Consider the following 10,958-nt stretch of genomic DNA (forward strand, 5'->3'; position numbering starts at 1 on the left):
CCGAGCAGTGCGGCCGCACCACGCTGCCGCGCCTGCTGCCGGTGCGTGCCTTCGGCGAGTGGCAACGCGCGTTGCGGCCCGACGTGACCGAGGCGCGCTTCGTGCTGAGCCTGGCCGAGGGCACGCGCCCGTTCGTCGAGGCACTGCCGCCGGCACTGCGGGCCGGCCAAGGCCTCCTGTTCCTGAGCGGCCCCGAAGGCGGCCTCTGCAACACCGAGGATGCGCAGGCGCGCGCGGCCGGCCTGCAGCCGATCACGCTCGGCCCGCGGGTGCTGCGTGCGGAAACTGCGGCGCTGACCGTACTGGCAGCCGTGGCGGCGCTGTTCGGCTGAGAGGTGAGCCCGCGCGGGCACCGTACGCTGCCGAGGGACTCTGCGCCGCCGCTCGCCTGCGGGCCTCACAATCGGCGCGGGGACGGTCCCCGCGGGAGCACGTGATGGGTTTGCTGGACTCGGTGATCGGAGCCCTGGGCGGCTCCCAGGCGAACGGGCAAGGCGACGCGCTGCAGGCGGTGATCGCGATGCTGGCGCGCGGTGGACAGGGAGGCGGCGGGCTCGAGGGCCTGGTGCAGCAGTTCCAACAGGGCGGCCTGGGCGACCTGATCGCCTCGTGGGTCGGCACTGGCCAGAACCTGCCGGTGTCCGCCAGCCAGCTGCAGGACGTGCTGGGCAGCGACATGCTGTCGCAGTTCGCCCAGCAGCTTGGCCTGCCTCCGGGGGAGGCGGCCGGTCAACTGTCGCAGCTGCTGCCGCAGGTGGTGGACAAGCTCACGCCCAATGGCCAGCTGTCCGACATCGGCAGCTCAGGGCTGGGCGACCTGGGCAGCGTGCTGGAGCGGTTCAGCCGGCCCTGAAGAAACGACAAGGCCCGCACGCGGCGGGCCTGGTGTCGTGTGCGGACCGACGGCGAAACAGCCCGCCGCCCCGACCTCCGCGCCTTACTTCTTGCGGAACTTGCGCAGCGCAGCGATCTGCGCGGCCATGGCCGCGAACTCGCCCTGGGCCTTGGCGAAGTCGATGTCGCTCTTGGCGTTCTTCATCGCCTCTTCGGCGGCCTTCTTGGCCTCCTCGGCCTTGGCCTCGTCGAGATCGTGACCGCGGATCGCGGTATCGGCCAGCACCGTGACGCGGTCCGGCTGCACCTCGAGGATGCCGCCGGCCACGAACACGAACTCTTCCTCGCCGTTGTCGGCGCGCTCCACCCGCACCGCGCCCGGCTTGATGCGCGTAATCAGCGGCGTGTGTCGCGGATAGATGCCGAGCTCGCCCATTTCACCGGGCAGCGCGACGAACTTCGCTTCGCCCGAGAAGATCGAGGCTTCGGCGGAAACCACGTCGACATGAATCGTTGCCATGCTGAATCGTCCTTAGCGTGCAAGAAGGTTCAAGAAGCAAGCAGGCGGCGTTCGGATAGGCGCCGCGCGGACCCGGGCTTCCTGCCCAGTGCGCACGGCAACGACGCCCGAGCGCCGTCTGCGCCGCTTATTGGATCTTCTTGGCCTTTTCGAAGCTTCGTCGATCGTCCCGACCATGTAGAAGGCCTGTTCCGGGAGCGAGTCGCACTCGCCGGCCACGATCATCTTGAAGCCGCGGATGGTTTCCTTCAGCGGCACGTACTTGCCCGGCGAGCCGGTGAAGACCTCGGCCACGTGGAAGGGTTGCGACAGGAAGCGCTGGATCTTGCGGGCGCGCGCCACGGCCAGCTTGTCTTCCGGCGCCAGTTCGTCCATGCCGAGAATGGCGATGATGTCGCGCAGTTCCTTGTAGCGCTGCAGCACCTGCTGCACGGCACGGGTGGTGTTGTAGTGCTCTTCGCCGACCACGTTCGGGTCGATCTGGCGCGAGGTCGAGTCCAGCGGGTCCACCGCGGGATAGATGCCCAGCGAGGCGATGTCGCGCGAGAGCACCACGGTCGCATCCAAGTGGGCGAAGGTGGTTGCGGGCGACGGATCGGTGAGGTCATCCGCGGGCACGTAGACGGCCTGGATCGAGGTGATCGAGCCCACCTTGGTGGAGGTGATGCGCTCCTGCAGCCGGCCCATTTCCTCGGCCAGCGTCGGCTGGTAGCCCACCGCCGACGGCATCCGGCCCAGCAGCGCGGACACTTCGGTGCCGGCCAGCGTGTAGCGGTAGATGTTGTCGACGAAGAACAGCACGTCACGGCCTTCGTCGCGGAAGGACTCGGCGATCGTCAGGCCGGTCAGCGCAACGCGCAGACGGTTGCCCGGGGGCTCGTTCATCTGGCCGTAGACCATCGCGACCTTCGACTGCGTCAGGTCCTCCTGGACCACGACCTTCGAGTCCGACATCTCGTGATAGAAGTCGTTGCCCTCGCGGGTACGCTCGCCGACGCCAGCGAACACCGACAGACCCGAGTGGGCCTTGGCGATGTTGTTGATCAGCTCCATCATGTTCACGGTCTTGCCGACGCCGGCACCGCCGAACAGACCCACCTTGCCGCCCTTGGCAAACGGGCAGATCAGGTCGATCACCTTGATGCCGGTCTCGAGCAGCTCCTGCGACGGGCTCAGCTCGTCGTAGGCCGGCGCCTTGCGGTGGATCGGCATGCTCAGCTCGGCGCTGACCGGGCCGCGCTCGTCGATCGGGCTGCCCAGCACGTCCATGATGCGACCCAGCGTGGCCTTGCCGACCGGCACGGTGATCGCCGCGCCGGTGTTGCTGACCATCAGGCCGCGGCGCAGGCCGTCGGACGAGCCCAGCGCGATGGTACGGACCACGCCGTCGCCGAGCTGCTGCTGCACCTCGAGCGTCAGAGCAGAGCCTTCCATCTTCAGCGCGTCATAGACACGCGGCATCTGGTCCCGCGGGAACTCCACGTCCACGACAGCGCCGATGCACTGGACGATCTTGCCGACGGCTGCTTGAGTGTTCGCCATTTTTCAGTTCCTTCAATCAATAGTCTTTGCGTTGCGTCTGCGGGTGCGTCGGGCCGTCAGCCCACCGCGGCCGCGCCGCTCACAATCTCTGAAAGCTCTTTGGTGATCGCCGCCTGGCGGGTCTTGTTGTAGACCAGCTTGAGCTCGCCGATCAGCGTGCCTGCGTTGTCGGTCGCGGCCTTCATCGCGACCATGCGCGCGGACTGCTCCGACGCCATGTTCTCGGCCACCGCCTGGTAGATCAGCGCCTCCACGAAGCGCAGCAGCAGGTCGTCGATGACGGTCTTGGCGTCGGGCTCGTAGAGGTAGTCCCAGCCATGTTCGCCGGCGTCAGCTTCAGCTTGTCGGAGGCCAGCGGCAGCAGCTGCTCGACCACCGGCTCCTGCTTCATCGTGTTGATGAAGCGCGTGTAGCAGAGGTAGACCGCGTTGAGCTTGCCCTCGGCATAGGCGTCGAGCAGCACCTTGACCGGCCCGATCAACCGCTCGAGGTGCGGCGCATCACCCAGCTGAGTGGCATGCGACACCACCTTGGCGCCGATACGGTTCAGGAAACCCAGGCCCTTGTTGCCGATCGCCACCGCCTCGGCCTTGCTGCCCTGCGACTCCAACTCGCGCAGCTTGCCGGTGACGGCGCGCAGCACATTGGTGTTCAGGCCACCGCACAGGCCCTTGTCCGTGGTGACGACGACGAACCCCGCGGTCTTGGCGGCCGTCGCGCTCACCGCCATGAAGGGGTGGGTGTACTCGGGGTTGGCCTGCGCGAGGTTGGCCGTGATGTTGCGGATCTTGTCCGCATACGGCCGGGCCGCGCGCATGCGCTCCTGCGCCTTGCGCATCTTCGAAGCCGCGACCATTTCCATGGCCTTGGTGATCTTCTTGGTGTTCTCGACGCTCTTGATCTTGCCGCGTATTTCCTTGCCGGCTGCCATCGCGCGCTCCTTGTCGTGAGAGGGTCAGGCGCTTACGCGAAGGACTTCTTGAAGGCACCGATGGCGGCGGCGAGCTCGGCTTCGCTGTCTTTGTCCAGCGCCTTGCTGTCCTCGAGCTTCTTCAGCAGCGCGGCGTAGCTGGTCTTCAGGAACTGGTGCAGGCCCGATTCGAAGGCGAGCACCTTCTTCACGTCAACGTCGTCGAGGAAGCCCTTGTTCACCGAGTACAGCGTCGCAGCCATCAGGCTGATCGGCAGCGGCTGGTACTGCTGCTGCTTGAGCAGCTCGGTCACGCGCGCGCCGCGGTCGAGCTGCTTGCGGGTGGCATCGTCCAGGTCGGAGGCGAACTGCGCGAAGGCGGCCAGTTCACGGTACTGCGCAAGGTCGGTCCGGATGCCGCCCGACAGGCCCTTGACCAGCTTGGTCTGGGCGGCGCCCCCCACGCGCGACACCGAGATACCGGCGTTGATCGCGGGGCGGATGCCGGCGTTGAACAGGTTGGTCTCGAGGAAGATCTGGCCGTCGGTGATCGAGATCACGTTGGTCGGCACGAAGGCCGACACGTCACCGGCCTGGGTCTCGATGATCGGCAGCGCGGTCAACGAGCCGGTCTTGCCCTTGACGGCGCCATTGGTGAATTTCTCGACGTAATCGGCGTTCACGCGCGCGGCGCGCTCGAGCAGACGGCTGTGGAGATAGAACACGTCACCGGGGTAGGCTTCACGGCCCGGCGGGCGGCGCAGCAGCAGCGAGACCTGGCGGTAGGCGACCGCCTGCTTGGACAGGTCGTCATAGATGATCAGCGCGTCTTCGCCGCGGTCGCGGAAGTACTCGCCCATCGTGCAGCCCGAGTAGGCCGACACGTACTGCATCGCTGCCGATTCCGAGGCGGAGGCCGCCACGACGATGGTGTAGCTCATCGCACCAGCCGCTTCGAGCGAGCGCACCACGTTCTTGATCGACGAGGCCTTCTGCCCGATCGCGACGTAGACGCAGGTCATGTTCTGACCCTTCTGGTTGATGATCGCGTCGATCGCCACCGCGGTCTTGCCGGTCTGGCGGTCGCCGATGATCAGCTCGCGCTGGCCGCGGCCCACCGGCACCATGGAGTCGATCGACTTCAGGCCGGTCTGCACCGGCTGGTCCACCGACTTCCGTGCGATCACGCCCGGCGCGACCTTCTCGATCACGTCGGTCATCTTGGCGTTGATCGGTCCCTTGCCGTCGATCGGCTGACCCAGCGCATTGACCACGCGGCCGATCAGTTCCGGGCCGACCGGCACTTCCAGGATGCGGCCGGTGCACTTGACCGTGTCGCCTTCGGAGATGTGCTCGTACTCGCCCAGGATCACGGCACCGACCGAGTCGCGCTCGAGGTTCAGCGCGAGACCGAAGGTCGGCTGGCCGTCCTTGGTGGCGGGGAACTCCAGCATTTCGCCGGCCATGACCTCCGACAGGCCGTGCACGCGCACGATGCCGTCGGTCACCGACACCACGGTGCCCTGGTTGCGGATGTCCGACGAGGCGCCGAGCCCCTCGATGCGGCTCTTGATCAGTTCGGAAATTTCAGCGGGATTCAGTTGCATGGCTAGCTCCCAGTCTCTTCAGGCGCCCTGCGGCGTCGACGACCGAACCCGACGACTCGCGCCTCCGGGCGGATTGATTCAAATACGGCTCAGGCGGTCAACGCGACCTTCATGTGCTCGAGACGGGCCTTGACCGAGGTGTCGAGCACCTCGTCGCCGACCACCACCCGGACACCACCGATCAGTTCGGGCTCGAGCTGCACCGTGGCGGACAGCCTGCGCCCGAAGCGCTTCTCCAGCGTCGCCACCAGGTCGGCCAGCGCGGCCGGCTCGATGGGGAAGGCGCTGTAGACGATGGCGTCGGAAACGCCCGAACTCGCGTTGACCAGCGCGTGGAACTGCGCGGCGACCTCGGGCAGCGCCGACAGGCGCCCGTTCTCGATCATGGCGCGCAGCAGGTTCTGCACACCCGGCACCAGCGTCTGCTTGGTGACGCCGGCGACGAGATCGAACACCTGCTGGGCCGCCACCTTCGGGCTGTCGGCGAACTGCCGCAGCACCGGGTCGGCAGCGACCGCGCCGAGCGCGGCCACCTGCTCGGCCCAGCCGGCCGCCTCGCCTTTCGGCGCGGCGCGGAACAGGGCCTCGGCGTAGGGGCGCGCGATGGTTGCGAGTTCTGCCATCGTCAGAGCTCCGTCTTCAGACGCGACAGCAAGTCGGCGTGGACGCCGGCGTTGACTTCGCGCTTGAGGATCTGCTCGGCGCCCTTGACGGCCAGCGCGGCGACCTGCTCGCGCAGCGACTCGCGCGCCTGCACCAGCTGTTGCTCGGCTTCCGACTTGGCGGCGGCGACGATCTTGCTGCCTTCCTCTGTGGCGCGCTTCTTGGCGTCTTCGACGATCGCGAGAGCACGCTTCTCGGCATCGGCCAGGCGGCGAGCATTCTCGTCACGTACGGAGGCAAGCTGTTCCTCGACCCGCTTGTTGGCCGAGGCCAGCTCGGTCTTGGCACGGTCGGCCGCGGCCAGGCCGTCGGCGATCTTGCTCGCGCGCTCGTCCAGCGCCTTCGTGATGGGCGGCCACACGAATTTCATCGTGAACCACGCCAGGATGAAGAACACCACCAGCTGCGCGAAGAGCGTTGCGTTCAGACTCACGGCAACACCTTTCTAGTGCGGTTGGAGGGACGGCCGGATTACTTCAGCACGAAGGGGTTGGCGAACGCGAACATCATCGCGATACCGACACCGATCAGGAAGGCCGCATCGATCAGGCCGGCGAGCAGGAACATCTTGGTCTGCAGCTCGTTCATCAGCTCGGGCTGACGGGCGGCCGATTCCAGGTACTTGCTGCCCATGATGCCGATGCCGATGCAGGCGCCGATGGCGCCCAGACCGATGATCAGGCCGGCGGCGAGGGCAACAAAACCGAGAACGTGTTCCATGGTGACTCCTTCAGAGGGGTGGTTGTAGTGAAAGAAAGAAGAACGAATCGAGCGCGAACGGTCAGTGGGCGTCGTGCGCCTGACCGACATAGACCAGGGTCAGCATCATGAAGATGAAGGCCTGCAGGGCGACGATCAGGATATGGAAGATCGCCCAGGCGGTGCCGGCCAGGATGTGGCCGATCCACATCGCGATGCCGGTGCCGGAGGCAAAGCCCACGCCCCCCATCAGCGCGATCAGCATGAACAGCAGTTCGCCGGCATACATGTTGCCGAACAGCCGCATGCCATGCGACACCGTCTTCGCGAGGAACTCGATGATCTGCATCGCGAAATTGAACGGATACAGGAACCACTTGTCGCCGAACGGCGCCGCGAAGAGCTCGTGCACCCAGCCACCGAGCCCCTTGATCTTGATGTTGTAGTAGATGCAGACCAGCAGCACGCCGCATGACAGGCCGAGCGTGGTCGACAGGTCGGCGGTCGGCACGACGCGCATGTAGGCGTGGTGCGGGTCGTGGCCGGCCGCACCGTAGATCGCTTCCCAGATGCGCGGAATCAGGTCCACGGGCAGAAAGTCCATCGAGTTCATCAGGAAGATCCAGACAAACACGGTGAGCGCCAGCGGGCCGACGAACTTGCGCGAGGTGGCGTTGTGGATGATGGACTTGGCCTGGTTGTCCACCATCTCGAGCAGCAACTCGACGGCGGCCTGGGTGCGACCCGGCACGCCGGCAGTCACGCCCTTGGCGACACGCCACATGAAGAACAGGCCGACGACGCCGAGCAGGATCGACCAGAACAGCGAGTCGACGTTGAACACCGAGAAATCCACGATGCTGGTCTGCTCGTGGCTCTGCAGGTGCTTCAGGTGGTGCCCGATGTATTCACCGGCAGTGGGTCCGTGTCCCGCAAGATTTCCTTCGGCTGCCATGAGTCAGTCTCGTCCCGCTTCGTTCTTCACCCGGCCCTGCCAGAGCAGCGCCAACCAGTTGACCTTCATGCACACGAGCATGGTGACCAGCAGCGCTGGCCAGCTCAAACCCGGCACGACCTTCGTGGCAGCCGCCAGCATGGCCACTGCCAAACCCACCTTCACCGCCTCCCAGAGCATGAAGCTGAACGCCGCGGCGCCCACTCCTGCCCCCGTGAGGCGGGTGATGCCGCGCGCCAACAGCGCGCCCGGCACCACCACGGCCGCGGCGCCGTAAAGCGCCGACCAGGCCAGTTCGCTGCGCTGGGTGACCAGCCCGATCAGGGCCGCCACCACCAAGCCGACCGCGGCCTGGGCCGCGATCACCCGCCAGGGTGAAACCGGCGGGTGCTTGGCCCTCAGAGCCTGGGCTTCTTCGGGGCTCAGGGTCTTGAAAGGCGCGTCGTCGTCCTCAGCTGCCCCAGGTCCGGGCCAGGCGTTGCGCACATCGGTGGAAGCGCGCTCGCTCATATTCGGACAGGTCAGATTCGGCAAAACCCCGGGAGTGTACGTGATAACCCGGAGCTTTCAACCCTCGCCGAGTCCGCTGATTCGCGTGCGCGAAAGCCTCTCGACGGACGCCCGCTGCCGTGTTAAGGGGCCAGCCGCCCCAGCCTGCTTCGGCCGCAGCCCTCCCGCGGGTCAGTAGGCGTGCGTCCCGACGTGGAGCGAGTGCACCGCCGCGGCATCCGGCGTGCGCAGCGCGTGCAGCGATGCCTGCGCCGCATGCACCAGCAACCCGAGGTCGGACCCCAGGCCGACGAAATCGAACCCGGCCGCGCGGACCTGGGTGGCCATTTCCGGCGTGCCGGCCAGCGTGCCGATCGGGATGCCCGCCGCACGCGCGCGCTCCGCCGCCTGCGCTGCCAGCTTCTGCACCGCCGGGTGCCGCGCATTGCCGCCATGCCCAAGGGCCGCCGAAAGATCGGCCGGCCCGATGAACAGCGCATCGACGCCCTCGACCGCGGCGATCTCCTCCAGCGCGTCGAGCGCCTGCGGCGTTTCGAGCTGCAGGATCAGAGCCACGCCCGCGTCGGCCGCCTGCGTATCGAGGCGCAGCGTGCCGTAGCGCGTGGCGCGGCTCATGCCGGCCACACCGCGCATGCCGAGCGGCGGATAGCGCGTGGCCGCCACGGCGCGCCGGGCCTCGGCGGCGCTCTGGACGAACGGCACCATCAAGGTGCTGGCACCCGCATCGAGCAGGCGCTTGAACAGCACCGCATCGTTCGCGGGCAGGCGCACGATCGGCACCAGCTTCGTCGTGGCCAGGGCTTGCAGCATCTGCACCACGCCCGGCAGCTCGAGCGGCGAGTGCTCCATGTCGAGCACCGCCCAGTCGAAGCCGGCATGGCCGATCGCCTCGGCCACCAGCGGGCTGGCCGACATGACCCAGGTGCCGAGCGGCACGCGCTGGTGGCTGGCGCGCGGGTGCGCGTCGATGCCACGGGCCGGGTTCTGCAACAGCTGCTTGAACGCATTCATCGCGGCCTCCCGGGCGACGCAACGGCGCCGCCTCGACACTCCACTTAACGATCTGGGACTCAGTACAGCGAGCCGGACCCTTCAAGCCCGACCCGCAGGTAGTGTGCGCCGGGAATCGGGTTGTAGTAGTAGGGTGGTACCTCCTCGAAGCCGAGCGAGGCGTACAGTTCTCGCGCGGCCTCCATGTCGTCGAGCGTGTCGAGCAGCATCGCCGAATAGCCGCGGCTGCGCGCGCGGTCGATCAGCGCCTGGGCGAGCAGCCGCCCCAGCCCGAAACGGCGGAAGGCGCGGCGCACGTAGAGGCGCTTCATCTCGCAGGCGTTCGCCTCGTCGGACTCGGGAAGTGGCCGCAAGGCGCCGCAGCCGGCCAGTTCGCCGTCGCAGTAGGCCAGCAGCAGCACCCCGGCGGGCTCGGCGTAGTCGCCCGGCAGCGCGGCCAGCTCGGCGTCGAAGTTCTGGAAGCACAGGTCGATGCCGAGCGCCTCGGCGTACTCGCGGAAGATCTGCCGGGTGGCCTCCAGCAGTTCCGGCGTGGCCGGTGTAAGCAGTTCAATGCCGGGACTGGTCATCGCCCGGCGAATTTACACCGCGCCGCCCACGTCGTGCGGCTCACAGCCGCAAGCTGCCGACGATGCAGGTCACCGAGTCGCCGCCGACCCAGAGGTCCGCACCGACCTGATCCACGTGCACCCGCCCCGCGCGCCCGAGCCGGCCCCCTTGGCTCGCGACGTAGCGCGCCGGCGCCAGCCCGGCGCCGATCAGCCACTGCGCCAGACCGGCGTTCAGGCTGCCGGTCACCGGGTCCTCGGGCACGCCGAGCGAGGGCACGAAGGCGCGCACCTCGAAGGCGGTGTCGTGACCCGGCGTCTGCGCCCCGATCACGCCGAGGTTGAGCGGCTGCATCGCGACGTAATCGGGCTCGAGCGCCAGCACGGCCGCGGCGCTGGGCAGCAGCGCGGCCACCCAGCCCGGTCCGTTGTCGACCCATTGCGTCGCCAGCAGTTCGCTCGCGTCGACGCGCAGGGCGCGGGCGATCTGCGCCCGCGTGGCCTCGTCGACGGCGCCGCTGCGGCGCAGCGGCGGCGCGGCGAACGCCAGCCGGCGGCCGTCACGTCGTATCCGCACGAGTCCGACACCGCATTCCTGCACCACCTCGTCCGTGCGTGGCCGGCCGCCCGCCTCGAGCCAGGCGTGGCAACTGCCGAGCGTGGGATGGCCGGCGAACGGCAGTTCCTCGGCCGGGGTGAAGATGCGCAGGCGGTAGTCGGCGGACGGATCGGTGGGTGGCAGCAGGAAGGTGGTCTCGCTGAGCTGGGTCCAGCGCGCGAAGGCCTGCATCTGCGCGTCGTCCAGGCCCTCGGCGTCGAACACCACCGCGACGGCGTTGCCGCGCAACGGCTCGGCGGTGAACACGTCGACCTGCGAGAAGCGGCGAGCGGGGTTCGCGCTCATGCGGCTCTCCTCAGCGAGAGCGCCGACCCGGCCTGCTCGGCCAGTGCCTCGTGCACCACGCGCCCGAGCGTGGCGATCGCAGTGTGCAGCTGCGCTGGCGTCAGCGTGACGAAGCTCAGCCGCAGCGTGCGCGGGTCGGCTTCGCCGGCATGGAAGGGCGCACCCGGCACGTAGGCCACGCCGGCGGCGATAGCGCGCGGCAGCAGCGCCGTCGCGTCCAGCCCCGGCGGCAGCCGCAGCCAGAAGAACATGCCG

At 68.0% G+C, this 10,958-nt stretch carries 12 protein-coding genes and 3 pseudogenes; 2 read left to right on the forward strand and 13 right to left on the reverse strand.

Annotated features, from left to right (window positions below):
• On the forward strand, window positions 1-332 hold a 332-nt coding region (locus x551_RS13800), incomplete at its 5' end, for an RsmE family RNA methyltransferase (RefSeq protein ID WP_036249032.1).
• A 104-nt stretch (window positions 333-436) separates the two neighbouring features.
• Window positions 437-853, forward strand: a complete 417-nt coding sequence (locus tag x551_RS13805; protein WP_011827800.1) for a YidB family protein — start codon at window positions 437-439, stop codon at window positions 851-853.
• Between the two features lie 84 nt (window positions 854-937).
• On the opposite strand, the gene x551_RS13810 is transcribed toward x551_RS13805, so the two are convergent.
• The 13 genes and pseudogenes from x551_RS13810 to x551_RS13870 all read right to left on the reverse strand — a co-directional run.
• Window positions 938-1,354, reverse strand: a complete 417-nt coding sequence (locus x551_RS13810) for a F0F1 ATP synthase subunit epsilon (protein ID WP_011827799.1) — start codon at window positions 1,352-1,354, stop codon at window positions 938-940.
• A 135-nt stretch (window positions 1,355-1,489) separates the two neighbouring features.
• Window positions 1,490-2,896 (reverse strand): annotated as a pseudogene (gene atpD / locus x551_RS13815) (F0F1 ATP synthase subunit beta); the annotation flags it as partial.
• A 56-nt stretch (window positions 2,897-2,952) separates the two neighbouring features.
• Window positions 2,953-3,827 (reverse strand): annotated as a pseudogene (gene atpG / locus x551_RS13820) (F0F1 ATP synthase subunit gamma).
• 32 nt (window positions 3,828-3,859) lie between these two features.
• The gene (gene atpA / locus x551_RS13825) at window positions 3,860-5,413 is read right to left on the reverse strand and encodes a F0F1 ATP synthase subunit alpha (protein ID WP_011827796.1); all 1,554 of its coding nucleotides are present in this window, start codon (window positions 5,411-5,413) and stop codon (window positions 3,860-3,862) included.
• 89 nt (window positions 5,414-5,502) lie between these two features.
• Window positions 5,503-6,036: a F0F1 ATP synthase subunit delta gene (locus tag x551_RS13830; protein ID WP_011827795.1), complete on the reverse strand. Its 534-nt coding sequence runs from the start codon at window positions 6,034-6,036 to the stop codon at window positions 5,503-5,505.
• A gap of 2 nt (window positions 6,037-6,038) precedes the next feature.
• Complete coding sequence (locus x551_RS13835; protein ID WP_011827794.1) at window positions 6,039-6,509, reverse strand: F0F1 ATP synthase subunit B; 471 nt, start codon at window positions 6,507-6,509, stop codon at window positions 6,039-6,041.
• Window positions 6,510-6,547: 38 nt separating this feature from the next.
• The gene (gene atpE / locus x551_RS13840; protein ID WP_011827793.1) at window positions 6,548-6,796 is read right to left on the reverse strand and encodes a F0F1 ATP synthase subunit C; all 249 of its coding nucleotides are present in this window, start codon (window positions 6,794-6,796) and stop codon (window positions 6,548-6,550) included.
• A gap of 61 nt (window positions 6,797-6,857) precedes the next feature.
• Complete coding sequence (gene atpB, locus x551_RS13845) at window positions 6,858-7,730, reverse strand: F0F1 ATP synthase subunit A (protein WP_036231720.1); 873 nt, start codon at window positions 7,728-7,730, stop codon at window positions 6,858-6,860.
• Window positions 7,731-7,733: 3 nt separating this feature from the next.
• On the reverse strand, window positions 7,734-8,240 hold the full coding sequence (locus tag x551_RS13850) for an ATP synthase subunit I (RefSeq protein ID WP_051495674.1): 507 nt from the start codon (window positions 8,238-8,240) through the stop codon (window positions 7,734-7,736).
• A 171-nt stretch (window positions 8,241-8,411) separates the two neighbouring features.
• Window positions 8,412-9,251, reverse strand: a complete 840-nt coding sequence (locus x551_RS13855) for an aldolase/citrate lyase family protein (protein ID WP_011827790.1) — start codon at window positions 9,249-9,251, stop codon at window positions 8,412-8,414.
• A gap of 59 nt (window positions 9,252-9,310) precedes the next feature.
• The gene (locus x551_RS13860; protein ID WP_036231718.1) at window positions 9,311-9,820 is read right to left on the reverse strand and encodes a GNAT family N-acetyltransferase; all 510 of its coding nucleotides are present in this window, start codon (window positions 9,818-9,820) and stop codon (window positions 9,311-9,313) included.
• Window positions 9,821-9,860: 40 nt separating this feature from the next.
• Window positions 9,861-10,703 carry a PhzF family phenazine biosynthesis protein gene (locus x551_RS13865; RefSeq protein ID WP_011827788.1) on the reverse strand — a complete coding sequence of 281 codons (843 nt, stop codon included), beginning with the start codon at window positions 10,701-10,703 and terminating at the stop codon, window positions 9,861-9,863.
• Window positions 10,700-10,958 (reverse strand): annotated as a pseudogene (locus tag x551_RS13870) (PLP-dependent aminotransferase family protein); the annotation flags it as partial. The gene x551_RS13865 and the pseudogene x551_RS13870, both read right to left, overlap by 4 nt.

The sequence above is a fragment of the Methylibium sp. T29 genome, assembly GCF_000576205.1.
In the GTDB taxonomy this organism is placed as follows: Bacteria; Pseudomonadota; Gammaproteobacteria; order Burkholderiales; family Burkholderiaceae_C; genus Methylibium; species Methylibium petroleiphilum.